We start from the raw sequence: 25,911 nt of genomic DNA, 5'->3' as shown, positions 1-25,911 counted from the left end.
TCCCCGGTCGGATACGTCAGCTACAAGGGAGTAGAGATGTTCCGCAGGGTTGCCGTCGCCGCCGTCGCGGCCGTCGTTCTGACCGGGCTCGTCGCCACGCCGAGCGTCGCGAGTCCGCCGCCGAGCGGCGACGATCGCCTCGCGGTGTATTCGGGAACAGTGGATGCCGCTGGCCTTGCCGCCATCGTGGAGCTCGGCGTCGACCGCAATGAGCTCGTCACCGCGCCGAGTGCCGACGGGTCCGGCCTCGTCGACGTGCAGGTCATCCTGAGCGGGGGCCAGGTCGACGCGCTCGCGGCGCAGGGTGCAGAGCTGCAGGTTCAGGCCGACCCGTCGAGTCAGCGCCGCGCGCTGCAGGCGACGGCGGGGGTCTTCCGGATGTACAGCGGTGAGGGCGGCATTCTGGAAGAACTCATGGCGCAGGCGGCCGCGCACCCCAAGATCGCCGAGTTCCGCGTGATCGGCCAGACGGTCCAGGGGCAGGACATCGGCGCCGTGCGGGTGACGAAGAGTGTCGCGAAGGCGAAGGACGGCAAGAAGCCGACAACGGTCTACGTCGCCGCGCAGCACGCTCGCGAGTGGATCACGCCCGAGATGGTGCGCCGGCTGCTCGACCTCTATCTGACCGGGTACGGCACCGACGACCGCATCACGGACCTCGTCGACGACACCGAGCTGTGGTTCGTGCCCGTTGCGAACCCGGATGGCTACGACTTCACCTTCCAGGAGGGCCAGCGGCTGTGGCGCAAGAACCTCCGCGACAACGACGGGAACGGGGAGATCACCGTCGGCGACGGCGTCGACCTCAACCGCAACTCCGCGACGCGGTGGGGCTACGACAACGAGGGCTCGTCTCCCAACCCGGCGAGCGACACCTACCGCGGGCCGTCGCCGGCGTCGGAGCCCGAGACGCAGGCTCTCGATGGGCTCTTCGGCCGTCTCACCCCGCAGTTCATGATCAACTACCACTCCGCGGCCGAGCTGCTGCTGCACGGCATCGGCTGGCAGGTCGCGACGCCGTCGCCGGACGACGTGATCTACGAAGCGATGGTGGGCGACGACGAGAACCCAGCGGTGGCGGGTTACGACCCCGATATCTCGGCGGAGCTGTACACGACCAACGGCGACCTCGACTCGCACATGCAGGAGGCGCACGGCACGCTGGGCTTCACACCCGAGATGTCGACGTGCGAAGCGGCGGTGGAGTCGGTCCCCGACGACGAGTGGACGCTGGATGACTGCCAGTTCCTGGGCTTCGACTTCCCCGACGACGAGAGTCTGATCCAGGCGGAGTTCGAGAAGAACATCCCGTTCGCGCTCGCCGTCGCGGAGTCGGCGATCGATCCCGACGACCCCGTCTCGGTCGTGGGTCGCGACGCCGAGGATTTCCGCGTCGACTCGTTCACCGTGTCGTACGGCGACCCGCAGACTGTCGCGGTCTGGGCGAAGAAGGCACTGAAGGCCAAGAAGATGACTTACTCGATCAACGGCGGCAAGCCGAAGAGCGTGGGCGTCACCGAGTGGAAGGGTGGTGAACGCTACGGCTTCGAGAACGTGGACTACTACGCCGAGTACCGCGGTGTGGTGAAGGGTGCGAAGCAGGGCGACTCCGTCGAGGTGTGGTTCACGGGAGACGACAAGGACAAAGACGAGCCGAAGGGCAAGGACAAGTCGAAGGGCAAGAAGGGCGGCTCGGTCGAGAGCGAGCACGTCAGGTACGAGGTCGCGCAAGACACGGGCAACTCCGTGCTGATCGTCGCGAACGAGGACTACACCGGCGTGAACCCCACCTACCCGGCGGGGACCACGGCGCCGAAGTACCTCGACGAGCACCTCGACGCGCTGGTCGCGAACGGCGTCACCCCTGACGTCTGGGATGTCGACGCGCAGGGTGTGCCGCATGACCTGGGCGTGCTGAGTCATTACGACGCGGTGCTCTGGTACCTCGGCGACAACCGGCTGACGCAGGATCCCGAGGACGAGCTCACGCAGTATGGCGGCAACCAGCTCCCCGACCTCGCAGTGGCCGAACGCCAGCAGTATCTGACGATGGCGATGAGGGACTACCTCAATGAGGACGGGAAGGTCGCCTACGCCGGCGAGACCACGGCCTACTACGGCCTCGGCGGCGGGCTGTTCGGCGGCATCTACTACGGCCTCGACGGACACCCCGATCAGGAGTGCGTGGTCACCGTCGATCCGTTCAGCGACTGCCTGCTGCTGGCCGACGACTTCACGCAGTACTGGATGGGCGCCTACGATCGCGCAGCACTCGCTGCAGCCGGCGTGGACGGCACCGCTGAGCCGCTGGACGGCTTCGCGGCTCTGTTCGGCGGCTCGGCGACGGCCGACAACCCGATCAACGAGGTCGGCGCCTTCACTCCGACGAGCGAACGGCTGCCGCTCGCCGACTTCCCGCAGTTCGAGAGCTGGGCAGCGGCCGACTACACCGACGTCACGGGCAGGATCGTCGCGATCGAAGGGACGATGGCAGCAGCGGCCACGCACGTCGACGACGGCTACCAGCGGTTGGGTCGCACCTTCGACCTCACAGGTGTCGCCGCTGCCGATGTGCCGACCTTCGAGGCGCAGATCGCGTTCGACACCGAAGCGGGCTACGACCACGTGATCGTCGAGGCGCGTCCGGCCGGCACGGACGACTGGACGACCCTGCCCGACCTCAACGGCGGCACCTCTTCGGCGGTGCCGACGGAGTGCGAGGCCGGCTTCTACATGGGCGAGCACCTGCAGCTCGCGCACTACCTCACCCTCGGCAACCCCTGCCTGCCGACAGGCTCGACAGGTGCCTGGAACTCGTTCACCGGCTCGTCCGGCGGTTGGATTCCCGTCGCGTTCGACCTCAGCGCCTACGCGGGTGGCACTGTCGAAGTGGTCGTGAGCTACGTGACCGATCCCTCGACCGCCGGCACGGGGCTCATCGTCGACGACACCCGGCTGGTCGTCGGGGGAGAACCGACCCAGGCGGAGGGCTTCGAAGCAGGCTTCGGAGCATGGTCGGTGCTCGGTGCCCCCGACGGAAGTCCGGAGAACGTGAGCGACTTCGAGATCGCCGACGGCCTCGGTGATGTGGTGGCGGTCACCGCGACCCCCGACACGCTGCTCTTCGGTTTCGGCCTCGAGCAGCTCGAGTCGGACGACGCCCGTGCCGACGTCGTGGCGAGGATGCTGGCCCACTTCGCCGGGTAGTCGAGGAACGGATGCCGCGGCGGGAACGCTCGACGCCGCGTCGGCCGTTGTGCGCGCCCCGACCGCGCCGGTCCACTTCTGCCCGATCGGCCCGTCCGCGGGAGTCGAGCGGATGCTTGGATCGAGGGATGTCGGATGGTCTGGTGTTCTCGACCGATGCCGCCGCGATGGACGTCGGGCGCGTGCATCGATGGCTGGCGGAGGAGTCGTACTGGGCGCGTGGCCGCGCGCGTGAGGCCCATGAGGCCGCGATGGCAGGCTCGCGCAACTACGGTGTATTCGACGCCGCCAGCGGCGTGCAGCTCGGCTACGCCCGGGCGATCACCGACGGAGCGACTTTCGCGTGGATCGCCGACGTCTTCGTGGATCCAGAATCCCGCGGCCGCGGCGTCGGCAAACGCATCATGGCCGGCATCCTCACCGACCTCGAGCCGTTGGGTCTGAAGCGCACGGCGCTCTTCACCGAGGACGCCCACGGCCTGTACGAGCAGTTCGGGTTCCAGCGCATCACCGACGCGGAGTCCTGGATGCTGCGCTGGGGCGCGGGATACGGGCCGGCCGGGGGCGGGCCGGTCGAGCTTTGCGGCGACGAGAGTGTCGCTGGTTCGTACCGGTAAGCCCGTGATCGACGTAGATGTTCGCGTCGCGAACTCGCCCGTTCGGAACGGTCCTCGCTCCTAGCTCCAACCGGTGCCGAGGTGTGCCCTTGCACTTTGCAGTGACGGGGAGGGGATTGCGCAGCGGCCCGACGCGGTCGGCCACAAACCGAAAGAGACCGACCCTCCGGGCCGGTCTCTTTCGACCGCACCCAAAGAAAAATCCCAGGCTGACCTGGGATTTATCTTGTGCCCCCGACAGGAATCGAACCTGCGACCTTTGGTACCGGAAACCAACGCTCTATCCCCTGAGCTACGGAGGCGTGCCGATCGAGGTTACCACCCGCGAACCTCGGTCCTGCGCCAGTCAGGGGGTGACGACGTCTTCGTCGAGCGGGGCGTCGGCCACGACATCCGTCGCCTCTGTCATGCCCGCGATCGCCGTCGCGACCCTCTCCGCCAGATAGGCGTGGCCGGCGGTCGACGGGTGATCGCGACCGGTGTCGCTCGTGTCGATGAGCTCGAGGTAGTTGTCGGGGGTGATCCAGCTTTCGGCGATGGGGGAGATGTACCACCAGCCGCGCTCGGCGGCGAAGGCAGCGAGGTCGCCGTCGATGCCCGCGGTCGCCGCCTCGACGGGCAGCACCTGCGGGGCGGGGCCAAGCACCACGATGGCGGCGTCGGGGTACAGCGCTTCGAGCGAGTCCCAGACGGCGGTGACAGCATCCCGATACCCGCTCGGATACAGCCGGCGGTCGTTGATCGAGCCCTCGACGATCACGAGGTCGGGGTCGAGCGCCGGGTCGAGCATCGCGACGCGCTCGCCGTACGAGCCGCCGTCGAGCCCGGGCTTGAGGTAGCCGCTGCCGCGCACGCCGTCGACGATCGTCTCGCCGCCGAGGTGGTCGGCCAGCCGGTACGCGAAGCCGAGGCTCGGCACGATCGCCGCCGAGCCGTAGACCCACGAGTCGCCGAAGACCAGCACCCGCGGTGCATCGGGAAGAGCCAGCGGCGCGGCGCCGGCGACCACGGCGACCGACTCCGCCTCGACCGCGACGGGCGCCGACGGAACGACCCACGGTCGCCACATGCCGAGCGCGCAGACGGCAGCGACGGCGAGCGCGGCGCCGACGATCGGCAGCCACGGACGCCGTGCGCGGAGGCGTCCGGGCGCGTGCATGCACCGAGGGTACGTCACGTTCCGGGGCCCGCTGACCACCCGACGCAAAGGTGGGGAAACGTCGCGCGAATCCTGAGCGATCGGCCGATGCACACCCGCACTGGGGCTCTGTGCACAAGCGCAGGAAGCACCCTTCCGGGCATGCGAGGATACTTCGGTGCAACGCGTCGTGACCGCCGAACTGGACCTCGATCTGGGGTCGTCCGTCGACCTCATCTTCCAGATCACGGCGGCGCAGGCGGTGCCCCTCGTCAGCGAGCAGCTCACCTTCACTCAGGGCGACCGCGTCTACACGCCGACCGAGATCGTCGACCAGTCCGGCAGCCGCCTGCACCGCCTGATGGGCGAGTCCGGACGCCTCGAGGTGCGCTACGAAGCCACCGTCGACGGCCAGGCCGCGACAAGTCGCACGAGTGACCTCGAGGCCATCACCTACCTGCGTCCGAGCCGCTACTGCCAGTCCGACGAGGTCTTCCAGCAGGCGCGCCGGCAGTTCAAGGGCCTCCAGGGGCACGACCTCATCGCCGCCGTCTCCGACTTCGTCGCCACGAGCACCACCTACACGCCCGGCCTCAGCCACGGCACCGACAGCGCCGTCACCACCCTCATGACCGGCCAGGGCGTCTGCCGCGACTACGCCCACGTCGTCATCGCGCTCCTGCGCGCCATGGACATGCCGGCCCGCTACGCCGCGTGCTTCGCGCCGGGCCTCCAGCCCATGGACTTCCACGCGGTGGCCGAGGCCTACCTCGACGGCGCCTGGTACGTGATCGACGGCACGCGCCTCGCCAACCGCCGGTCGCTGGTCCGCATCGCGACGGGGAGGGATGCGGCGGACTGCGCCTTCCTCAGTTACCACGGCGGGTACGTCGGGCTTCAGCGCATGCGGGTCGACGCATGGGTCGTGCCGGACGACGTCGAAGGGGTCGAGGGAGCGGCGCGGATCGAAGTCGGGGCCGCGGATCCGTCGGCGGACGACTTCGTCGAACTGGTGCAGCTGGCGTAAGAGGCTCCTCAAGGGCCAAGACGCGTTTCGTCCCGCTTCGCTCGCTCAACGACCCGGCAGCGAAGAGCGCACGACAGGAGCGCCGAGCGGGATCGCCCTGATACGCCCGTAGAATTGGCGGGCTATGAATCCCGAAGCGCTCTCCGCCGCCCTGCTCGCCGTCATCGCACCCCTCGCGGAGGCGCGACGCCCCGGCGCGGCAGACGGCCTCACCGCGGCCGACCTGGTGCTGGACCGGCCGAAGAACCGCGAGCACGGCGACTGGGCGTCGAACGCGGCGCTCAAGCTCGCGAAGGGCATCGGCGCGAACCCGCGTGAGTTCGCCGCCGAGATCGCCGAGGGCCTCTCCGCGGTGGAGGGCATCGCCGACGTCGAGGTCGCCGGACCGGGCTTCATCAACATCCGACTGGATGCTGCGGCCGCCGGCGCCCTCGCGAAGACCATCGTCGACGCGGGCGCAGCCTTCGGCACCAACGCCAGCCGCGCCGACGAAGTCATCAACCTCGAGTTCGTCTCGGCGAACCCGACCGGACCCATCCACCTCGGCGGCACCCGCTGGGCGGCGGTGGGTGACTCGCTGGCCCGCATCCTGGCTTCGCAGGGCGCGTCCGTGACGCGCGAGTACTACTTCAACGACCACGGTGCGCAGATCGACCGGTTCGCCCGCAGCCTCGTCGCCGCGCACGAGGGTCTGCCGACCCCCGAGGACGGCTACGGCGGCGGCTACATCGTCGACATCGCCCGCCGCGTCGCGCTGGCCTACGAGGGCGACATCGACGCGCTCGACGCCGACGCGAAGCAGGAGGCGTTCCGCGAGCTCGGCGTCGGCTTCATGTTCGAGGAGATCAAGAAGAGCCTCCACGAGTTCGGCGTCGACTTCGACGTCTACTTCCACGAGAACGACCTGCACGAGTCCGGCGCCGTCGAGCGCGCGGTGAAGCGCCTCGACGAGCTGGGTCACATCTTCGAGGACGACGGTGCGGTCTGGCTGCGCTCCACGACCTTCGGCGACGACCGCGACCGCGTCGTCATCCGCTCCAACGGCACGCCGGCCTACATCTCGGGTGACCTGGCCTACTACCTCGACAAGCGCGAGCGCGGCTTCAACCGCTGCATCATCATGCTCGGCGCCGACCACCACGGCTACGTGCAGCGGCTCATGGCCATGTGCGCGGCCTTCGGCGACGAGCCGGGCGTCAACCTGCAGATCCTCATCGGCCAGATGGTCAACCTCGTCAAGGACGGCCAGCCGATGCGCATGTCGAAGCGCGCCGGCACGGTGGTGACCCTCGAAGACCTCGTCGAGGTGGTGGGGAAGGATGCTGCGCGCTACGCCCTCGTGCGCAGCTCGACCGACTCCAACCTCGACGTCGACCTCGACGTGCTGCAGAAGCGCACCAACGACAACCCGGTCTTCTACGTGCAGTACGCCCACGCGCGCACGCACAACGTGGCCCGCAACGCCGCGAACTCCGGCGTGGACCGCTCGGAGTTCGCCCCCGAGCTGCTGTCGCACGAGACCGAGTCAGCGCTCCTCGGCGCGCTCCAGGAGTTCCCGCGCATCGTCGCCTATGCAGCCGAGGTGCGCGAGCCGCACCGCATCGCGCGATACCTCGAGGAGCTCGCCGGCCTCTACCACCGCTGGTACGACAACTGCCGCGTGATCCCGCTCGGCGACAACCCCGTCGAGCCGGTGCACCGCACGCGCCTGTGGCTCAACGACGCCACGGGCCAGGTGCTGCGCAACGGCCTCGACCTGCTCGGCGTGGGTGCGCCGGAACGGATGTGACACGATGATGGCCGCCGACGCGCATCCCACCCAGCCGCTGCCCGAGTGGGAGCAGCCGCCGGCGCCCCGTCGACGACGCCGTGCGTGGCCGTGGATCATTGCGCTGCTCATCGTCGTCGGACTCGCCGTCGTCGCGTGGTTCGTCGCCGAGGCGGTCGCCCGCGACCTCGTGCAGCAGACCGTCAAGCAGGAGATCCGCGAACGGCTCTCGCTGCCGGCCGATCACCCGATCGACGTCGCCGTGCCGGGGGTGCTCATCCCGCAGCTCCTCGGCGGCAGCCTCGACGAGATCACCGTGTCGTCCGAGGATGTGCCCGTCGGCGAGTACGAAGGCGACGTCACCGTCACCGCGACCGACGTGCCCATCCGCCAGGGCGCCGACATGGGTGGCGCCACGGCGACGGTGACCCTCGACGAAGAGCAGCTGCGCGGGCTCCTCTCCGCGGTGGAGAACTTCCCGGCAGAGACCGTCAGCCTCGCCGAACCCGACATCAGCGTGGCGACCGAGCTGCAGCTGTTAGGTGCGGGGTTCCCGGTCGGGGTGACGCTCGCCCCCTCCATCGCCGACGGCGACATCGTGCTGACGCCCACGTCGTTCGAACTCGCGGGAGCCCAGATCGACGCCTCCCAGCTCTCGGAACAGTTCGGGCAGCTCGCCGACGTCGTCGTGCGCGACTGGACGTTCTGCCTCGCCGAGTACATCCCGGCCGGCGTGACGCTCACCGACGTGCAGGTCGATGGGGACGTGCTCGTCGCCGATGCCGACGTCGACGGCGGGATCGTCACCGACCCCGCGCTGCAGGCTGACGGCACCTGCGACTGACCCTCGCGGGGCGTCACACATCACGGGCCCGGCATGGGCTGTGCCCTAGACTGCAAAGACCGTCCGGCGCGGGAACTCACGGGTGAACGCGACCGCCGGATCGAGTGCGCGCCCGGCGCGTCCGCCGAGCTGATTCGCGCAGATCCGGTCCACCGGACGGTCCCGCGCCGAAGCCCGAACCGATTGGTCCTCTCCGTGTCCGCCCCTTCGCAGTCCCGCTCCCTGGCACCGTCATGGCTGTCCGAGCCGGATGATGCCAACGCCCTCACGCCGCTCGTGTGGCCGACGGCAGCGACGCGCGACGGCGATGGCGTGCTGCGCCTCGGCGGCATCCCCGCGACGGCGCTGCGCGAGCACTTCGGCACGCCGCTGTGGGTGCTGGACGAAGACGAGGTGCGCGCGACCGCCCGCCGCACGCTCGACGCCTTCCGCGCGGCGGCTGCCCTGCACGGCGTGCAGGCGCGCGTCTACTACGCCGGCAAGGCGTTCCTGAGCGCCGAGGTCGTGCGCTGGGTCACCGAGGAGGGGCTCGCGGTCGACGTGTGCACGGGCGGCGAGCTCGCCGTCGCGCTCGCCGCCGGTGCCGATCCGGCGCGGCTCGGCTTCCACGGCAACAACAAGAGCGTCGCCGAGCTCGAGGCCTCCGTCGAGGCGGGCATCGGGTCGATCGTCATCGACAGCCTGATCGAGATCGAGCGCCTCGCCGCGATCGTCGACCGCCGCGGCGTGCGGCAGTCGGTGCTGCTGCGGGTGAACAGCGGCGTGCACGCCGAGACGCACGACTTCCTGGCGACGGCGCACGAAGACCAGAAGTTCGGTTTCACATTGACGGATGCCGCGGCCGCGGCATCCCGCATCCGCGAGCTCCCGGGGCTCGACCTCGTCGGTCTGCACTGCCACATCGGGTCGCAGATCTTCGGCACCGCCGGGTTCGAGGAGTCCGCGTCGCGCATCGTCGAGCTGCATGCCGAGCTCCTCGCGGGCGGAGAGCTGCCGGTGCTGAACCTCGGCGGCGGCTTCGGCATCGCCTATACCTCGGTCGACGACCCGACGCCCATCGAAGAGCTGGCGATGGGCATCGCCGACGCCGTCGCACGTCAGTGCGAGGTGCGCGGCATCCCGATCCCGAATCTCGCCTTCGAACCCGGACGCGCGATCGTCGGTCGCGCGGGGGTCACCCTCTACGAGGTCGGCACGACCAAGCCGGTCGAAGTCGACGGCGCCGAGCGCCTCTACGTGAGCGTCGACGGCGGCATGAGCGACAACCCCCGGCCCGCGCTGTACGGCGCGGAGTTCTCCGCGCGCATCGCGTCTCGCGCAAGCGACTCCGAACCGGTGCTGGTGCGCGTGGTCGGCAAGCACTGCGAGTCGGGCGACGTCGTCGTCGACGCGGAGTACCTGCCCGGCGATGTGGCTCCGGGCGACCTGCTCGCCGTCCCGGCGACCGGCGCCTACTGCTTCTCGCTCGCGAGCAACTACAACTACGTCCCCCGCCCGCCCGTCGTGGCGCTGCGCGGGGGAGAGGCGCGCGTCATCGTGCGCGGCGAGTCGATCGACGATCTGCTCGCGCGCGATGCCGGCCTCACCGGCCACCCCGAGAAAGGGATCGACATGCCTGTACTGAGCGACCGGAGCGAGGACAAGTGACCGATTACCGACGTCTTCGCGTTGCGCTGCTGGGTGCCGGGGCCGTCGGCTCGCAGGTCGCGTCGCTGCTGCGTCAGCACGCCGACGAGCTCGCCGACCGCGCCGGAGCGCGTCTCGAGCTGATCGGCATCGCCGTGCGCGACGTCGACGCCCCGCGCGATGTCGACCTGCCCCGTGAGCTGCTCACCACCGACGCCGAGTCGCTCATCGTGGGCGCCGACATCGTCATCGAGCTCATGGGCGGCATCGAGCCCGCGCGTTCGCACCTGCTCACGGCGATCAACTCGGGCGCCGACGTCGTCACCGCCAACAAGGCGCTGCTCGCCACGCACGGTCCCGAGATCTTCGACGCCGCCGACCAGGTGGGCGCCGAGGTGTACTACGAGGCGGCCGCGGCCGGTGCGATCCCGATCATCCGTCCGCTGCGCGACTCGCTCGCCGGCGACCGGGTGCAGCGCATCATGGGCATCGTCAACGGCACGACGAACTACATCCTCGACCGCATGGACACCGAGGGCGCCGAGTTCGCCGACGTGCTCGCCGACGCCCAGCGCCTGGGCTACGCCGAAGCCGACCCCACCGCCGACGTCGAAGGCTACGACGCCGCGCAGAAGGCGGCGATCCTCGCAAGCCTCGCCTTCCACACCACCGTGCCGCTCGAGTCGGTGCACCGTGAGGGCATCACGACGATCGACAAGTCGATGATGGATGCCGCGCGCCACGCCGGCTACGTCATCAAGCTCCTCGCCGTGTGCGAGCGCCTGAACGGCGGCGCCGACGAGTCCATCTCCGTGCGTGTGTACCCGGCGCTCGTCGACCGCGCCCACCCGCTCGCGAGCGTGCACGGCGCGAACAACGCCGTGTTCGTCCAGGCCGAGGCTGCGGGCAACCTCATGTTCTACGGTGCGGGCGCCGGCGGCGTGCAGACCGCGTCGGCCGTGCTCGGCGACGTCGTCTCGGCCGCGCGCCGGCATATCGCGGGCGGCGTCGGCGTGGGAGAGTCCACTCTGGCGAACCTCCCGATCGTCCCCATCGGACGCGTCACGACCCGGTACCAGATCACCCTCGAGGTCGACGACCAGCCCGGCGTGCTCGCCACGGTCGCCGGCATCCTCAGCGACGGCCGCGTGTCGATCGCGAACGTCGAGCAGACCGTCGTGGGCGAAGACGCCCGCACCGCGCGTCTGGTGATCGGCACGCACAAGGCTTTGGAGCAGGACCTCAGCGAGACGGTCGACCGTCTCGCCGCGAGCGGCGTCGTCGAGCGCGTCGTCTCGGTCCTGCGTGTGGAAGGAGACTGACATGGCACACGTCTGGCGCGGAGTCCTGCGCGAGTATGCGGATCGTCTGGGCGTCACGGATGCCTCGACCGTCGTCACCCTCGGGGAGGGCGGCACGCCGCTTCTGCCCGCCCCCTCGCTGTCGCGCCGCACCGGCACCGACGTGTGGGTGAAGTTCGAGGGCATGAACCCCACCGGGTCGTTCAAGGACCGCGGCATGACCGTCGCCGTCTCACGCGCGATCGAGCACGGTGCGAAGGCCGTCATCTGCGCGTCGACGGGCAACACGTCGGCGTCGGCCGCGGCCTACGCGGCGCACGCCGGCATCACCGCGGCGGTGCTGGTGCCCGAGGGCAAGATCGCCATGGGCAAGCTCAGCCAGGCCGTCGCGCACAACGGCCAGCTCATCCAGATCCGCGGCAACTTCGATGACTGCCTCGAGATCGCGCGCGAGCTCGCCGACAACTACCCGGTGCACCTCGTCAACTCGGTCAACCCCGACCGCATCGACGGCCAGAAGACCGCCGCCTACGAGGTCGTGGAGCAGCTCGGCGACGCGCCCGACTTCCACTTCATCCCCGTCGGCAACGCCGGCAATTACACCGCGTACACCCGCGGCTACCGCGAGGAGGCCGAGGGCGGCGTGTCCACGCGCGTGCCGCGCATGTTCGGCTTCCAGGCAGAGGGCTCCGCGCCGCTCGTGCGCGGCGAGGTCGTGAAGAACCCCGACACCGTGGCCAGCGCCATCCGCATCGGCAATCCGGCCTCGTGGGAGCTCGCGCTCGAGGCGCGCCACGCGACCGACGGCTACTTCGGCGCCATCGACGACCAGCGCATCCTCGCCGCGCAGAAGCTGCTGGCGGGCGAGGTCGGCATCTTCGTCGAGCCCGCGTCCGCGATCAGCGTCGCGGGTCTCCTCGACCGCGTTGAGGCCGGCGTCGTGCCGCAGGGTGCGCGAGTCGTGCTCACCGTCACGGGCCACGGACTCAAGGACCCGCAGTGGGCACTGCGCAACGCCGACGGCAGCCAGGTCGAGCCGACCGTGGTCGACGCCACGACGTCGGAAGTGGCATCCGTCCTCGATCTCGCGCCTGCGGCGGCGACCGCGTGAACGCAGCCGTCGTCCCGGCTCCGGGACGCCGTGTGCTCGTCCGGGTGCCCGCGACGAGCGCCAACCTCGGACCCGGCTTCGACACACTCGGCCTGGCGCTGAGCGTGTACGACGAGCTCGACGTCACGGCCCTGCCGCCGGGGGAGCTCGAGATCGAGGTCACCGGTCAGGGTGCGGCCGACGTGCCGCGCGACGCCTCGCACCTCGTCGTGCGCGCGATCGCGTACACGTACGAATCGGTCGGGCGCCGCATGCCGGGCCTGCGGCTGCACGCGCACAACGTGATCCCCCACGGCCGCGGACTCGGATCGTCGGGCGCCGCCGTCGTGTCGGGCATCCTGGCGGCCAAGGGGCTGCTCGAGGGCGACATCGAACTCGGGCCCGACACCCTGCTGAGCCTCGCGACCGAGCTCGAGGGGCACCCCGACAATGTCGCGCCGGCACTGTTCGGCGGACTCACGATCGCGTGGATGGACGAGCAGGGCCCGCAGCACAAGAAGCTGCTCGTGCACCGCGGCGTTTCGCCGCTGGTGTTCGTGCCCGAGTTCACGATGTCGACCGAGGTCGCCCGCAGCCTGCAGCCGCTGCAGGTGCCGCGCGAGGACGCCGTGTTCAACGTCTCGCGCTCGGCGCTCCTGATCGCCGCGCTCACCCAGAGCCCCGAGCTGCTGCAGGCCGCGACCGAAGACAAGCTCCACCAGAACTACCGCGCGAGCGCGATGCCGGCCACCGACAACCTCGTGCGCATGCTGCGTGCCGAGGGGTTCGCCGCCGTCGTCTCGGGCGCGGGACCGAGCGTGCTCGTGCTCGCCGACGGACCGGGCCGCCGCCTCGAGGCCGCAGCCCTCGCGTCGGCGGCATCCGACACCCCGTGGGAGGCGCTCATGCTCGCCGTCGACTTCAAGGGTGGTACAGTGAGGGAGTACGCGGAGGGTTCCACGTAAATCGTGAATCTGGCCTCCGTTCGCATTCTGCGAAACCCGCACGACCCCCCACATCCTGCTGACGGTCTCTGAGCGCCATCGCGGTTCTCGAGTCCATCTCAGGGCCTTGAACGTCGAAGGGTCGGGCAAGACGCCTGATGAACAGCGCGCCTCGTGCGGATGTGCATTTCCATTCGTTTGACAAGGGAGAACTCGTGGAGTCCATCTCCGAGATCCAGAGCGACGCAACGGCCGACGAGCGCACGGAAGCGCCCGAGGCCGTCGAGAACGTCGACACCACCACCGACGCCGTCGCCGAGTCGACCGCGCCCGTTGCTGAGCCTGAGGCTGAAGCGGATGCCGCGGCTGACGCCCCGGCTGAGGGCCAGGGTGCCGCCGAGGCTGCTCCGGTCGAGGCGCCTGCCGCCCCGGCCGAGGTGCCTGCGACAGAGGCTGAGGTTGCCGAGCCCGAGGCCGCCGCGCCTGTGAAGGCGCCGCGCAAGCGTGCGCCGCGCCGGGCCAAGACGGCGGACGCCGTCACGCCCGAGCCCGTGGTCGAGGCTCCGGCCGAGGCCGCGCCCGCAGCTGAGGCCGAAGCGCCCACCGCTGAGGCCGAGGCCGCCCCGGATGAGGCACCCGCCGAGGCTCCGGCCGCTGAGACGCCGGCTGTTGCCGACGCTCCGGCTGAGGCCGCCCCCGCCGACGCGCCCGCCGAGGCATCCGCCGACGCGAAGATCGAGGCATCCGCCGACGCGAAGCCCGAGGCATCCGCCGACACGAAGCCCGAGGCATCCGCCGACACGAAGCCCGCCGACGGCGACGCAGCTGAGCAGACCGGCGACGAGACCCCGTCGCGCAGCCGCAGCCGCAGCCGCAGCCGCAGCCGGAATCGCAACCAGAACGACAAGGGCGACAAGGGCGGTCAGCAGCAGAACGGCCAGCAGCAGAACGGCGGCAAGGACAACGCGCCCGCCGCCACGCCCGAGGCCGACGAAGAGCCGGCTCAGGGCGCGGGTCGCGGCCGCCAGCGCAACAAGCGCCGTGGCGCCCCGCAGACGGGCGACGAGTTCGAGACCGAGATCGGCGAGGACGACGTCCTGATCCCGATCGCGGGCATCCTCGACGTCCTCGACAACTACGCCTTCGTGCGCACGTCGGGCTACCTGCCCGGCACCAGCGACGTCTACGTGTCGCTCGGCCAGGTGAAGAAGTACAACCTCCGCAAGGGCGACGCCGTCGTCGGCGCGATCAAGCAGCCGCGCGAGGGCGAGCAGTCGAGCCGCCAGAAGTACAATGCGCTGGTCAAGGTCGACGCGATCAACGGCCTGTCGGTCGACGACGCCGCCACCCGCGTCGAGTTCGGCAAGCTCACGCCGCTCTACCCGCAGGAGCGCCTGCGCCTCGAGACGGCCCCCGAGAAGCTGACGCAGCGCATCATCGACCTCGTCGCGCCGATCGGCAAGGGTCAGCGCGGTCTCATCGTCGCACCGCCCAAGGCCGGCAAGACGATCGTGCTGCAGCAGATCGCCAACGCCATCGCGACCAACAACCCCGAGGTCCACCTCATGGTCGTGCTCGTCGATGAGCGCCCCGAAGAGGTCACCGACATGCAGCGCACGGTGAAGGGCGAGGTCATCGCCTCGACATTCGACCGCCCCGCCGAGGACCACACCACGGTCGCCGAGCTCGCCATCGAGCGTGCGAAGCGCCTGGTCGAGCTCGGCCGCGACGTCGTCGTGCTGCTCGACTCGATCACCCGCCTCGGCCGCGCCTACAACATCTCGGCGCCCACCTCGGGCCGCGTGCTCACGGGTGGCGTCGACGCGTCGGCGCTGTACCCGCCGAAGCGCTTCTTCGGCGCGGCGCGCAACATCGAGAACGGCGGATCGCTCACGATCCTCGCCACGGCTCTCGTCGAGACCGGCTCCAAGATGGACGAGGTCATCTTCGAGGAGTTCAAGGGCACCGGCAACAGCGAGCTGCGCCTCAACCGCCAGCTCGCCGACAAGCGCATCTTCCCGGCCGTCGACGTCAACGCGTCGAGCACCCGCCGCGAAGAGATGCTGCTGTCGCCCGACGAGGTCAAGATCACCTGGAAGCTCCGCCGCGCGCTGGCCGGTCTCGAGCCCCAGCAGGCCCTCGAGGTCGTGCTCGGCAAGCTCAAGGAGACGCAGTCGAACGTCGAGTTCCTCGTGCAGATGCAGAAGTCGATCCCGGCGCCGTCGACCGGTCACGGCGGGCGCAGCCACGCGGACGACAACAGCATCCGCTGAGCCGCGGAGGGAACTGGGTGTTCGACTCCGTCAAGGCGCTGATCGAAGAGCACAAGGCGGTTCAGGAGGAGCTCTCCGACCCCGCCGTGCATGCCGATGCGGCACGCGCCAAGCGGGTCAACCGCCGCTACGCCGAGCTGTCTCGCATCGTGAAGGCGAACGAGGACTGGGTCGCGGCATCCGATGATCTGGAAGCCGCGCGCGAACTCGCTCGTGAGGACGACGCGTTCGCCGAGGAGGTTCCCGCGCTCGAGGCGAAGCTCGCCGAAGCGCAGGAGCGTCTGCGGCGTCTGCTGATCCCGCGCGACCCCGACGACGCCCGCGACGTGATCATGGAGATCAAGCAGGGCGAGGGCGGCGCCGAGTCGGCGCTGTTCGCCGCCGACCTGCTGCGGATGTACCTGCAGTACGCGGCGTCGAAGGGCTGGAAGACCGAGCTCCTCGAGCGCAACGAGTCCGACCTGGGCGGCTTCAAGGACGTGCAGGTCGCGATCAAGGGCTCATCGAGCGATCCCGCCCAGGGCGTGTGGGCGCACCTCAAGTACGAGGGCGGTGTGCACCGCGTGCAGCGTGTGCCGGCGACCGAATCTCAGGGGCGCATCCACACCTCGACGACGGGCGTGCTCGTCTTCCCCGAGGTCGACGAGCCCGAAGAGATCCACATCGACGCGAACGACCTGAAGATCGACGTCTTCCGGTCCTCGGGCCCGGGCGGGCAGTCGGTCAACACGACCGACTCGGCGGTGCGCATCACGCATGTGCCGACCGGGATCGTCGTGTCGATGCAGAACGAGAAGTCGCAGCTGCAGAACCGCGAGGCCGGCATGCGCGTGCTCCGGGCACGCCTGCTCGCCAAGCAGCAGGAGGAGCTCGAGGCCGCGGCATCCGATGCCCGCAAGTCCCAGATCCGGGGCATGGACCGCTCCGAGCGCATCCGCACGTACAACTTCCCCGAGAATCGCATCGCCGACCACCGCACCGGCTACAAGGCGTACAACCTCGACCAGGTCATGGACGGCGCACTCGAGCCGATCATCGAGTCGGCCATCGCCGCCGACGAAGAGGCCCGGCTCGCCGCGCTCGGCTCCGACGACTGACGCTCCGCTGCGTTTCGTCCGCCGAGACCTGGCATTCGCGACGAGACGGCGTGCAACGCCCTGGGTTTCGTCGCGAATCCCAGGTCTCGCGGTGCCCGTTGCGGCTGGTGCGTGTCGGCGGGTGCGTCTAGCGTCGAGGCGTGTCGGAAGGACGCGTCATGGCCGAGTTCGTCTTCACCTCTCCGGCGGGTGTCACGCTGCGCGGCGGCCGACACGGCGAGGGGATGCCGCTCCTCGCGCTGCACGGAGGCTATTCGGCGCGCGGTGAGATCGAGGCCATCCTCGATGCCGTGCTTCCCGAGGTGCCGCCGTTCGACCGGTGGACGCCCGACCTCCCCGGCATGGGCGACAGCGTCGACACCGCGGTAGACGACGCCGAGCAGGTCGTCGAGCTGCTGTGCGCTCTGGTCGACGCGGAGTTCGGCGGCCGGAAGTTCGCGCTCCTGGGGCACTCGCTCGGCGGCTTCCTGGCGCGGGCGGTGGCCGCGCGCCGCCCGGAGCAGGTCGTCGCCATCGCGCTGCTGTGCCCGCTGCCCGGAGAACTGCAGCCCGAGCCGGCGACGGTGGTGCAGTCCGAGCCCGGGGCCGCCGATGTGCTCAGCGACCGTGAGAGAGCGGAGTTCGAGGGCTACTTCGTGTGGCACACCGCTCAGGCGGTCGAGCGCTTCCGCTCGGGCGTCGCCGGCTCGCTCGACCGGTACGACGGCGACATCGTCGGGCGCATCATGGAGTCCGCCGACTTCGACATCGGCGACGGGGCGGACAGCGTGCCGATGCTGGTCGTGCTGGGCCGCCGAGACAGCCTGCTCGGATTCCGCTCGCAGGCCGCCCAGGCAGCACACTGGGCGGCTGCGACCGTCGTGATCGTCGACGACGCGGGGCACGCGCTCCCGCACGAGAAGCCCGAGCTGGTGCGGGCGCTGCTCGCCGACCTGTTCACCCGGGCGGGTTCCGTCGTCCGGACGTGACGCGCCTGCGAGACGGCGTATCCGCGACGAGACGGCGCACACCGCACCAGGTCTCGTCGCGGATCCGATGTCTCGCCGGTGGGGGCGCAGGGGAGCGGATGCCGCGCCGCCGCCTCAGCGCCGCCGCAGACGCCGAGACGGCGTATTCGGGACGAGACGGCGTACACCGCGGAAGGTCTCGTCGCGGATCCGATGTCTCGCCGGCCGGGGCGCAAGGAGAGCGGACGCCGCGCCGCTAGGCTCGGCTCGTGCTCACGCTCCTCATCCGCGCGGCGATCTTCCTCGTCTCCGCGTTCCTCGGACTCGTCGCGGCCGACCTGATCCTGCCCGGCTTCACGCTGCACTGGGACGACTGGTGGGGCATCCTGCTGGCGGTCGTGATCTTCGCGGTGCTGCAGAGCATCCTCGCGCCCTGGCTGTTCACGATCACGCGGCGCCACGCCAACGCCCTGATCGGCGGAATCGGCCTGCTGTCGACGTTCGTCGCGCTGCTGATCGCGGTGCTGATCCCGGCAGCGGGCATCGGCATCAACGGTCCCGTGGCGTGGATCATCGGCACGCTCATCGTGTGGCTCGTCACCGCGCTCGCGACCTGGCTGCTCCCACCCCTGTTCATCAAGAAGCGCGTCCAGGACCGCCGCGAGTAGACCCCGGTTCTCCGGGGCCCCCGGTGAAGGGATTTCGATACGCGGCGCCTTCGGCGGCGCTACTCCATCTTGATCCGAGGCGCATCGACGCGGCTTCGCCGCATTGCTCCGCCTCGCGTCAGATGTGGTACTCGGGGTACTCCGGGGTCGTCAGGATCGAGCGGGTGTCCTCGCCCTCGCGGCGCTGACGCGGCTTGGCGGGCACGCCCACGAGCACGCTGTCGGCCGGGGCATCCTTCGTCACCACCGCGTTCGCGCCGACGACCGATCCCGCGCCGATCGTGATCGGACCGAGGATCTTCGCGCCGGCGCCGACGGCGACGCCGTCTTCGAGCGTGGGATGCCGCTTCCCGCCCTCGCGCTGACGGCCGCCGAGCGTCACCCCGTGGTACAGCATGACGTCGTCGCCGACCTCAGCCGTCTCGCCGATCACGACCCCCATGCCGTGGTCGATGAAGAAGCGGCGGCCGATCTGCGCGCCGGGGTGGATCTCGATCCCGGTGAGCCAGCGGGTGATCTGCGACCCCGCGCGGGCGAGGAACCGCACTCTGCGCACCCACAGCGCGTGCCACACCCGGTGCGCCCAGATCGCGTGCAGGCCGGGATACAGCAGCGCGATCTCGACGCCCGACCGGGCAGCGGGGTCGCGCAGCCGTGCCGCGACGACGTCTTCGCGGATGCGGGCGAAGAAGCCCTCCCCGCGGCTCATGACGCGCTCTTCTCGGGCTCGCGCAGGTGCTCGTACAGCGCTGTCGAGAGGTAGCGCTCGCCCGAATCGGGGATGATCACGACGATGCGCTTGCCCGCGGCCTCCGGGCGCGCGGCGATCTCGAGCGCCGCCCACACCGCCGCGCCCGCCGACATGCCCCCGAGGATGCCCTCGCGCACGGCGAGGTCGCGTGCCACGCGGATCGCGTCGTCGAACTCGACGTCGAAGATCTCGTCGATGACCGACCGGTCGAGCACCGCCGGCACGAAGTTCGGCCCGATGCCCTGGATGCGGTGACCGCCGGCGCGGCCCTCCGACAGCATGGGGGAGTCCTTCGGCTCGACGATGGCGATCTTCACGTCGGGATTGCGCTGCTTGAGCACCTGGCCCACGCCCGTGATGGTGCCGCCCGTACCCGAGCCCGCGACGAAGTAGTCCACTGTGCCCTCGGTGTCGCGCCAGATCTCCTCGGCCGTCGTGCGGCGATGGATCTCGGCGTTGGCCTCGTGCTCGAACTGACGGGCGAGCACGGCCCCCGGCGTCTCGGCGACGATCCGCTCCGCGGTCTCGACGGCCTCGGTCATGCCCTTGTACGGGTCGGTGAGCACGAGCTCGGCGCCGTACGCCTTCAGCAGCGTGCGCCGCTCCTTCGACATCGACGCGGGCATCGTGAGGATCACCTTGTAGCCGCGGGCCGCTCCGATCAGCGCCAGGGCGATGCCGGTGTTGCCGCTGGTCGACTCCACGATCGTGCCGCCGGGCTTCAGTTCGCCGGCCGCCTCCGCGGCGCCGATGAGCGCATAGCCCAGGCGGTCCTTCACACTCGAACCCGGGTTGTAGAACTCGAGCTTGGCGAGGACCTCGCCGTGGAGGCCCTCCGTGAGGGCGTTGAGCCTCACCAGCGGGGTCTCGCCGAATGCGGTCGTGATGTCGGAGTGGATCCCTGGCACGGGGCGCCTTTCTGGAGCGGTGTGTCTCAATCCTCTCGCAGGTTCTCGAACAGCGCAGTCGACAGGTAGCGCTCGCCGAACGACGGCACGATGACGACGATGTTCTTGCCCTCGGCCTCGGGGCGCGCGGCGATCTGCAGCGCGGCCCAGATCGCGGCGCCCGACGAGATGCCGACGAGGATGCCGTCCTTGGTGCCCACCGCGCGTGCGGTGTCGATCGCGTCCGCGAACTCGACGTCGACGACCTCGTCGATGACTCCCTGGTCGAGGATCGCCGGCACGAAGTTCGGGCCGATGCCCTGGATCTTGTGGGGTCCGGGCGTGCCCTTGGTGAGCAGCGGCGAGTCGGCGGGCTCGACGGCGATGACCTTCGCGCCGGGCACCCGCTCCTTGAGCACCTGGCCGACGCCGGTGATCGTGCCGCCCGTGCCGATTCCGGCGACGAAGTAGTCGACGGCACCGTCGGTGTCGCGGATGATCTCCTCGGCCGTGGTCTCGCGGTGAATGCGCGGGTTGGCCTCGTTCTCGAACTGGCGCGCGAGAACGGCGCCGGGGATCTCGGCGACGAGCTCCTCCGCCTTGGCGACGGCGCCCTTCATGCCGCCGGCCGGGTCGGTGAGCACGAGCTCGGCACCGTAGCCCTTGAGCAGCAGGCGGCGCTCGATCGACATCGACGAGGGCATCGCGAGCACGACGCGGTATCCGCGGGCGGCGCCGACCATGGCGAGCGCGATGCCGGTGTTGCCGCTCGTGGCCTCGACGATCGTGCCGCCGGGCTGCAGCTGGCCGGACTTCTCGGCGGCGTCGACGATGGCGATGCCGAGGCGGTCCTTGACGCTTGACGCCGGGTTGTAGAACTCGAGCTTGGCGATCACGTTGCCGCCGAGGCCCTCCGCGGTGCGGTTGAGGCGCACGAGGGGGGTGTTTCCGAAGGCGGAGGTGATGTCGGGGTGGATGCCGGTCATGTCAGGCCTTTCAGCGGTGGTCTGCGGGTGGGGACAAGCCTAGGGGGACGCATCCATCGTGAGTCCTTCTGTGACGGTGGCCCGACCACGGGCGAGTACCCTGCCGGGCTTAGGCTGGACGGGCCCATGGCTTCACCCGAGACACCCCCGACCACCGCCGCCTGGCTGCGTGATGCCGCCGCGCGCCTGGCGCAGGCCGGTGTGCCCGATCCCGATGTCGACGCCGAGCTGCTCGCTGCGTTCGCGCTGCAGACCGGTCGCGGGGGAGTGCAGGCCGCCGCCATCCGCGGAGACGCCCTTCCCGCCGAGGTGGTCCGGCAGCTCGAGACGCTGGTCGAGCGCCGTATGACGCGCGAGCCGCTGCAGCACATCACCGGCCTCGCCCCCTTCCGCCATCTCGAGCTCCGCGTCGGACCCGGCGTCTTCGTGCCCCGGCCCGAGACCGAGATGGTGGCGCAGCTGGCGATCGACGCGCTCGCGGCCGCGGCATCCCCCTCTCCCATCGCCGTCGATCTCGGCACCGGAAGCGGCGCGATCGCCCTTGCGATGGCCACCGAGGTGCCGCACGCCCGGGTCTTCGCGGCCGAGAACTCGGTCGACGCCTTCGTCTGGACGAAGGAGAACTTCGAGCGCGTCGGCGCCGACAACGCCGCGCTCGCCTTCATCGATCTGGCTCACGCGTTCCCCGAGCTCGACGGCACGGTGTCGGTCGTCGCGTCCAATCCGCCGTATGTTCCGGATGCCGCGATCCCGCGCGATCCGGAGGTGCGGTTCTTCGACCCGCCCGCCGCACTGTACGGCGGCGGGGACGGCCTCGACGTGGTGCGCATCCTCAGCGGTGTGGGGCTCCGGCTGGCGCACCCCGGCGGCACGATCGTCATCGAGCACGGCGAGTGGCAGGGCGAGGCGATCCGCGACCTCCTCACCGCCGACGGCTGGCGCGCGGCATCCACTCATCCCGATCTCACGATGCGCGACCGCGCGACCACCGCCATCCGTCCCTGATACCCGCTCCCCGCGCGCCGCGGATCCCCAGGCGCCCTTGATTAGACTGTGCGCGACATGTCCCCCATCTTCGATTGCCGCGATGAGGCACAGCTCCTTTCCGGCATGCGTCAGGCGCGCCAGGCCATCGGCCGCGCCGACCTGGTCGTCATCCCCACCGACACCGTCTACGGCGTGGCCGCCGACGCCTTCAGCGCGAAGGCCGTGCAGAAGCTGCTCGACGCCAAGGGGCGCACCCGGCAGATGCCGCCGCCCGTTCTGGTGGCCGGCACTGCGACGCTGCGAGCCCTCGTCGCCGAGGTTCCCGAGCAGATCGAGCGCCTCGTCGAGGAGTTCTGGCCCGGCGGACTCACGATCGTGCTCCCCGCCCAGCCGTCCCTCTCCTGGGACCTCGGCGAGACGCGGGGAACCGTCGCCGTGCGCATGCCCGCGCACCGCATCGCCCTCGAGCTGCTCGAGGAGACGGGCCCGCTCGCGGTCTCGAGCGCGAATCGGACCGGCAAGGCGGCCGGCATCACGGCGGAGGACTCGGAGGGGATGCTGGGCGACAGCGTCGCGGTGTACCTCAGCGACGGTCCGTCCACGACGGGGATCTCGTCGACGATCATCGACGCCACCAGCCTCGTCGGCCAGGCCGAGCCGCTCGTGCGGGTGCTGCGTGAGGGCGCCGTGAGCCGTGAGCAGCTGCGCTCGGTGCTCGGCGACCTGCTCGAACCCGACCCCGAGGCAGACGAGGCCGAGACGGACCTGCCCGAGCCCGAGGCAGTCGACCCCGAGGCAGACGAGGCCGACGGGCCCGAGTCCGCGCCGAACCCCGACGAGCCGGGCGGGCCGTGAAGCAGTACGTCTTCACCATCCTCTTCACCGCGGCGGTCACCTTCGCGCTGTCGTGGACGGTCTGGCGACTCGGGCTGAAGTACAAGCTGTATCCGGGGATCCGCGAGCGCGACGTCCACAAGACGCCCACCCCGCGCCTCGGCGGCATCGCGATGTTCCTGGGCGTCGTCGCCGCGTTCCTGGTCTCGTCGCAGCATCCGTTCTTCGCCATCGTGTGGAACGAGCCTGCGCAGGTGTGGGCGATCCTCGGGGCGACGTTCCTGATCGTGGTCGTGGGCGTCGCGGACGACCTGTGGGACCTCGACTGGATGATCAAGCTCGGCGCGCAGTTCCTCGCCGCCGGCATCATCACGTGGTTCGGCGACCTGCAGATCTACTCGCTGCCCATCGGCGGGCAGGCGGTCGGCTCGAGCTGGGTCAGCTTCACGCTCACGGTGTTCTCGATCGTCGTCGTCATGAACGCCGTCAACTTCATCGACGGCCTCGACGGGCTGGTCGCGGGCGTGTGCCTCATCGCCAACGGGGTGTTCTTCGCGTACTCCTACATGCTGGTGCGCGACACCGGCCAGAGCAGTTACTTCAACCTCGCGTCGTTCATCGCCGCGGTGCTGATCGGCGTGTGCGTCGGGTTCCTGCCGCTCAACTGGCGGCCGGCGAAGCTCTTCATGGGAGACTCCGGCGCGCTGATGCTCGGCCTCCTGATGGCCTGCTCGGCGATCGCCGTCACCGGCAGCATCACGCCGGCCATGGTCGGCGACAACGACGAGTTCGGCCGCTCGCAGCTGCTCGGTGCGTTCATCCCGATCCTGCTGCCGGTGGTGATCGTCCTCCTGCCGCTGCTCGACTTCGGCCTGGCGATCATCCGGCGGATGAGCAAGGGCAAGTCGCCCTTCTCGCCCGACCGCAAGCACCTGCATCACCGGATGCTCGACATGGGGCACTCCGACCTCGGTGCGGTGCTCATCTTCTACGCCTGGACCACGATCGTCAGCCTGTCGGTCCTGCTCATGTACATCGGCACGTCCGAGGGCTGGCCGGGGGACTACCTCCTCGGCGTGGCGTTCGGGCTCATCGGGGTCGTCGCGTGCCTCGTGGTGACCCTGCTGCCTTCCCGCCGGCCCGTGCCGGCTCCCGACACCGTCCTGGAGGACGCCGCATGACCACCAACCCCATCTCGAGCACGCCGATCCTGCGCACCGTCCTGGTATGGGGCGGCGTCGTCACCGGCGCGCTGGCGGTGCTCGGCGGCCTCATCGGGTTCCTCGTCGCCGGCACGAACGGGCTGTGGAGCGCGCTCGTCGGCGTGCTCGTCGCGGCCGCCTTCCTCCTCATCACCGTCGCCAGCATCCTGATCGCCAACCGGTGGTACGGCGACCCCCTCTACGTGCCGCTGTTCTTCGGCATCGTGCTCGGCGGCTGGATCCTGAAGTTCATCGTGTTCATCGTGCTGCTCCTGGTGCTGCGGGGTCAGCCGTGGATCGAGCCGATGGTCTTCTTCCTGGCCGTCGTCGTGGGCGTGCTCGCCTCGCTCATGGTCGACGTCGTCGTGCTGCTCCGGATGCGGGTGCCCCACGTGAGCGACGTCACGCTGCCGAGCGATCCCGACGCCGGAGACCGTCGCGATGACACCCAGGAGGGAGGGCGCGGGCGCCCCGGGGCGGATTCAGGCCCCTCTCAAGTTTGATAGGCTCTTCCTGCGCCCGCCTGCTCGCCTAGCGAGCATTTGCGGAGTGACGCTCATCGACCATCGTCGCAACGGTTCTCGACCGGTGCCCCGAAGCTGGAGCCAGCGCTGTTTACTCATGCTGCGACCCTGATCGCCCCCCTTGCCGCCGACGCGCCGCCGGAGTTCCACGGACCTTCGATCGAAGAGTTCTTCCCTGAGATCCTCTTCACGCTGGCGGGGGTGCCGATCCACCGGATCCACCTGATCCAGTTCCTGGCGACGATCGCCGTCGTGCTGATCTTCTGGCTCGGCACACGTCGCATGCGCGTCGTCCCCGGCCGGTTCCAGAGCCTGGTCGAGATGGGGCTGGACTTCGTCCGCGTCAACATCGGCGAAGACCTCCTCGGCAAGAAGGACGCCCAGAGGTTCCTCCCGATCCTCACGACGATGTTCTTCATGATCCTGTTCATGAACATCACGGGAATCATCCCGTTCCTGAACATCGCCGGCACGAGCATCATCGCGGTGCCGCTGACGCTCGCGATCGTGAGCTACATCACCTTCATCTACGCCGGCATCAAGAAGAGCCCCAAGAACTTCTTCAAGAACTCGCTCTTCCCGTCGGGCGTGCCGTGGCCGATCTACATCATCGTCACGCCGATCGAGCTCATCTCGACGTTCGTCATCCGCCCCGTCACGCTCACGCTCCGACTCCTGATGAACATGATGGTCGGCCACCTCCTCCTGGTGCTGTTCTTCGCCGCCACGCAGTTCTTCATCGTCGACCTGGGCGGCTGGTGGTCGGTCCTCGGCGCCGGCAGCCTCGCGTTCGGCTTCATCTTCACCCTGTTCGAGATCCTGGTGGCTGTCCTCCAGGCCTACGTCTTCGCCCTTCTCACCGCGGTCTACATCCAGCTCGCGGTCGCCGAAGAGCACTGATACGGGACGGCCGGAAGGCCGCCCACAACCGAAAGGAAACACCCCCGTGGACGCAACTACGGTTCTCGCCGAGGTCTCCGGCTCCATCGCCACCGTCGGCTACGGTCTCGCCGCCATCGGCCCGGCCATCGGCGTGGGCATCGTCGTCGGCAAGACGATCGAGGGCGTGGCCCGTCAGCCCGAGCTGGCCGGCCGTCTGCAGGTCCTGATGTGGATCGGTATCGCCTTCACCGAGGCGCTCGCCTTCATCGGCATCGCGACCGGCTTCATCTTCGGCTTCTGATCGCCAACTC

Annotated in this window: 23 protein-coding genes and 1 tRNA gene; 19 read left to right on the top strand and 5 right to left on the bottom strand. The window is 69.8% G+C overall.

Features of this window, described 5'->3' with window-relative positions:
- Positions 1–36 precede the first annotated feature (36 nt).
- Together H9622_RS00815 and H9622_RS00810 are read left to right on the top strand one after the other, a co-directional pair.
- Positions 37–3,207, top strand: coding sequence for a M14 family metallopeptidase (locus H9622_RS00815; protein WP_191763329.1), 3,171 nt, complete (start codon positions 37–39; stop codon positions 3,205–3,207).
- Positions 3,208–3,335: 128 nt separating this feature from the next.
- On the top strand, positions 3,336–3,824 hold the full coding sequence (locus H9622_RS00810) for a GNAT family N-acetyltransferase (protein ID WP_191763327.1): 489 nt from the start codon (positions 3,336–3,338) through the stop codon (positions 3,822–3,824).
- 229 nt (positions 3,825–4,053) lie between these two features.
- Here the strand turns inward: H9622_RS00810 and H9622_RS00805 are convergent.
- Both H9622_RS00805 and H9622_RS00800 read right to left on the bottom strand, forming a co-directional pair.
- Positions 4,054–4,126 (bottom strand) — tRNA-Arg (locus tag H9622_RS00805).
- A 44-nt stretch (positions 4,127–4,170) separates the two neighbouring features.
- Positions 4,171–4,983, bottom strand: coding sequence for an SGNH/GDSL hydrolase family protein (locus H9622_RS00800; RefSeq protein ID WP_191763325.1), 813 nt, complete (start codon positions 4,981–4,983; stop codon positions 4,171–4,173).
- A 157-nt stretch (positions 4,984–5,140) separates the two neighbouring features.
- Between H9622_RS00800 and H9622_RS00795 the strand changes: the two genes are divergently transcribed.
- The 11 genes from H9622_RS00795 (at position 5,141) to H9622_RS00745 (ending at position 18,547) form a co-directional block, all read left to right on the top strand.
- Positions 5,141–5,989, top strand: a complete 849-nt coding sequence (locus tag H9622_RS00795) for a transglutaminase-like domain-containing protein (protein ID WP_191763323.1) — start codon at positions 5,141–5,143, stop codon at positions 5,987–5,989.
- Positions 5,990–6,113: 124 nt separating this feature from the next.
- Positions 6,114–7,778 carry an arginine--tRNA ligase gene (argS, locus tag H9622_RS00790; RefSeq protein ID WP_191763321.1) on the top strand — a complete coding sequence of 555 codons (1,665 nt, stop codon included), beginning with the start codon at positions 6,114–6,116 and terminating at the stop codon, positions 7,776–7,778.
- Positions 7,779–7,782: 4 nt separating this feature from the next.
- Entirely contained in the window at positions 7,783–8,601 is an 819-nt protein-coding gene (locus H9622_RS00785) for an LmeA family phospholipid-binding protein (RefSeq protein WP_191763319.1), read from the top strand.
- Between the two features lie 195 nt (positions 8,602–8,796).
- Complete coding sequence (gene lysA / locus H9622_RS00780; protein WP_191763317.1) at positions 8,797–10,248, top strand: diaminopimelate decarboxylase; 1,452 nt, start codon at positions 8,797–8,799, stop codon at positions 10,246–10,248.
- Entirely contained in the window at positions 10,245–11,549 is a 1,305-nt protein-coding gene (locus tag H9622_RS00775; protein ID WP_191763315.1) for a homoserine dehydrogenase, read from the top strand. The genes lysA and H9622_RS00775 overlap by 4 nt, the downstream gene beginning before the upstream one ends.
- 1 nt (position 11,550) lies before the next feature.
- The gene (thrC, locus tag H9622_RS00770) at positions 11,551–12,639 is read left to right on the top strand and encodes a threonine synthase (RefSeq protein ID WP_191763313.1); all 1,089 of its coding nucleotides are present in this window, start codon (positions 11,551–11,553) and stop codon (positions 12,637–12,639) included.
- A complete protein-coding gene (thrB, locus tag H9622_RS00765) occupies positions 12,636–13,583 on the top strand; it encodes a homoserine kinase (protein WP_191763311.1) in 948 nt (315 codons plus the stop codon). Before thrC ends, thrB begins: the two co-directional genes overlap by 4 nt.
- A gap of 194 nt (positions 13,584–13,777) precedes the next feature.
- Positions 13,778–15,835, top strand: coding sequence for a transcription termination factor Rho (gene rho, locus H9622_RS00760; RefSeq protein WP_318246983.1), 2,058 nt, complete (start codon positions 13,778–13,780; stop codon positions 15,833–15,835).
- Positions 15,836–15,852: 17 nt separating this feature from the next.
- Positions 15,853–16,932 carry a peptide chain release factor 1 gene (gene prfA / locus H9622_RS00755; RefSeq protein ID WP_191763306.1) on the top strand — a complete coding sequence of 360 codons (1,080 nt, stop codon included), beginning with the start codon at positions 15,853–15,855 and terminating at the stop codon, positions 16,930–16,932.
- Between the two features lie 140 nt (positions 16,933–17,072).
- Positions 17,073–17,900 (top strand): alpha/beta fold hydrolase, encoded by an 828-nt coding sequence (locus H9622_RS00750; RefSeq protein ID WP_191763304.1) that lies wholly within the window; start codon positions 17,073–17,075, stop codon positions 17,898–17,900.
- A 248-nt stretch (positions 17,901–18,148) separates the two neighbouring features.
- Positions 18,149–18,547, top strand: a complete 399-nt coding sequence (locus H9622_RS00745) for a phage holin family protein (protein WP_191763302.1) — start codon at positions 18,149–18,151, stop codon at positions 18,545–18,547.
- A gap of 118 nt (positions 18,548–18,665) precedes the next feature.
- Here the strand turns inward: H9622_RS00745 and epsC are convergent, their stop codons facing one another.
- The 3 genes from epsC to cysK (H9622_RS00730) are packed head-to-tail and all read right to left on the bottom strand — an operon-like array spanning position 18,666 to position 21,171.
- Positions 18,666–19,256 carry a serine O-acetyltransferase EpsC gene (epsC, locus tag H9622_RS00740; protein ID WP_191763300.1) on the bottom strand — a complete coding sequence of 197 codons (591 nt, stop codon included), beginning with the start codon at positions 19,254–19,256 and terminating at the stop codon, positions 18,666–18,668.
- The gene (gene cysK, locus H9622_RS00735) at positions 19,253–20,206 is read right to left on the bottom strand and encodes a cysteine synthase A (protein WP_191763298.1); all 954 of its coding nucleotides are present in this window, start codon (positions 20,204–20,206) and stop codon (positions 19,253–19,255) included. Before cysK (H9622_RS00735) ends, epsC begins: the two co-directional genes overlap by 4 nt.
- A gap of 26 nt (positions 20,207–20,232) precedes the next feature.
- On the bottom strand, positions 20,233–21,171 hold the full coding sequence (gene cysK / locus H9622_RS00730) for a cysteine synthase A (RefSeq protein ID WP_191763296.1): 939 nt from the start codon (positions 21,169–21,171) through the stop codon (positions 20,233–20,235).
- A gap of 126 nt (positions 21,172–21,297) precedes the next feature.
- Between cysK (H9622_RS00730) and prmC the strand changes: the two genes are divergently transcribed.
- The 6 genes from prmC to atpE all read left to right on the top strand — a co-directional run bounded on the left by prmC (position 21,298) and on the right by atpE (position 25,901).
- Positions 21,298–22,176, top strand: coding sequence for a peptide chain release factor N(5)-glutamine methyltransferase (gene prmC, locus H9622_RS00725; RefSeq protein ID WP_191763294.1), 879 nt, complete (start codon positions 21,298–21,300; stop codon positions 22,174–22,176).
- 57 nt (positions 22,177–22,233) lie between these two features.
- Positions 22,234–23,013: an L-threonylcarbamoyladenylate synthase gene (locus tag H9622_RS00720; RefSeq protein ID WP_191763292.1), complete on the top strand. Its 780-nt coding sequence runs from the start codon at positions 22,234–22,236 to the stop codon at positions 23,011–23,013.
- Positions 23,010–24,173, top strand: a complete 1,164-nt coding sequence (locus H9622_RS00715; RefSeq protein WP_191763290.1) for an MraY family glycosyltransferase — start codon at positions 23,010–23,012, stop codon at positions 24,171–24,173. The genes H9622_RS00720 and H9622_RS00715 overlap by 4 nt, the downstream gene beginning before the upstream one ends.
- On the top strand, positions 24,170–24,697 hold the full coding sequence (locus H9622_RS00710; RefSeq protein ID WP_191763288.1) for a hypothetical protein: 528 nt from the start codon (positions 24,170–24,172) through the stop codon (positions 24,695–24,697). The genes H9622_RS00715 and H9622_RS00710 overlap by 4 nt, the downstream gene beginning before the upstream one ends.
- 129 nt (positions 24,698–24,826) lie before the next feature.
- Complete coding sequence (gene atpB, locus H9622_RS00705; RefSeq protein ID WP_191765481.1) at positions 24,827–25,618, top strand: F0F1 ATP synthase subunit A; 792 nt, start codon at positions 24,827–24,829, stop codon at positions 25,616–25,618.
- 46 nt (positions 25,619–25,664) lie between these two features.
- Complete coding sequence (atpE, locus tag H9622_RS00700) at positions 25,665–25,901, top strand: ATP synthase F0 subunit C (RefSeq protein WP_159845304.1); 237 nt, start codon at positions 25,665–25,667, stop codon at positions 25,899–25,901.
- The last annotated feature ends 10 nt before the right edge of the window (positions 25,902–25,911 follow it).

The organism is Microbacterium gallinarum (assembly GCF_014837165.1).
GTDB lineage: Bacteria > Actinomycetota > Actinomycetes > Actinomycetales > Microbacteriaceae > Microbacterium > Microbacterium gallinarum.
The sequence above is the reverse complement of the archived record's forward strand: the minus strand, read 5'-3'. Positions and strand labels throughout refer to the sequence as shown.